This is a genomic window from Microvirga zambiensis WSM3693, assembly GCF_016735695.1.
Taxonomy (GTDB): Bacteria; Pseudomonadota; Alphaproteobacteria; order Rhizobiales; family Beijerinckiaceae; genus Microvirga; species Microvirga zambiensis.
The window spans coordinates 1-896 of the sequence record NZ_JAERQD010000207.1 but is presented as its reverse complement, the minus strand read 5'-3'; the positions used below and the strand labels follow the sequence as shown (position 1 = coordinate 896).

Annotated in this window: 1 protein-coding gene; it reads right to left on the bottom strand. The window is 65.5% G+C overall.

The window, feature by feature from the left end:
• Positions 1–47: 47 nt before the first annotated feature.
• Positions 48–896 (bottom strand): IS256 family transposase (locus JKL46_RS34915; RefSeq protein WP_201843036.1); only part of this gene is annotated, 849 nt, incomplete at its 5' end.

The following is an 896-nucleotide window of genomic DNA, read 5'->3' as shown; positions in this document are numbered from 1 at the left end:
GATTGTGTGCGTCAAGTTCTGCAAAGCGGGGCGGCCGGTCAGGCTGGCTAAGCGGCTTCGCGGAGTTGATCCTTCTTGTGCTCCTTCAGGTCGTCCATGTTGAGGTAGCGGTGAGCTTCGAGCCAGTTCTCATGCGTCTCCACGGCCAGCGCCCGCACCAGGCGGCAGCATGAGGCCGCATTGGGAAAGATCCGCACCACGTAGGTGCGCCGCCGGATCTCCTCGTTCAGGCGCTCGAGCATGTTGGTGCTCTTGAGGTGCTTATGGTGCTGGCGCGGCAGACGGTAGAACGTGAAGGTCTCCTCGATCGTCTCCTCGGCCCAGGCCACCAGGCGCGGGTAGCGCGCCTCCCACTTGCCGATCCAGGCAGAGAGATCGCGCCGGGCCTCCTCGACCGAGCGCCGGTCGTAGAGCCAGCGCAGCTCCTGTAGGCAGTCGTCATCGGCCTTGCGCGGCAGGTGATCGAGAGCGTTCCGGAGGAAGTGAACGTAGCACCTCTGATAGGCGGCCTCACTCAGCACCTCGCGGATGGCGGCTCTCAGGCCGGCATGGTCGTCGGCCACCACCAGTTCCACGCCGGAGAGGCCGCGCTCGCGCAGGCCGAGCAGAAAGGTCTTCCAGACAGAGTGGCTTTCCCGGTTGGCCATCTCGACGCCCAGGATCTGGCGCCGCCCATCCCAGTCGATGCCCACCGCAATCAGCACCGCCTGCGAGGCGACGATGCCGCCCTCGCGCACCTTCTCGTAACGGGCATCCAGGATCAGGTACGGGAACGCCTCCTCGAGCCTTCGCGAGGCGAACTGGGCCAGGCTGTCGTCCAGGCGCTTGTTGATGGCCGAGATCGCGGAAGCCGAGAAGCTGTGGCCGCACAGCTCCTCGGTGATCGCCTTGACCTT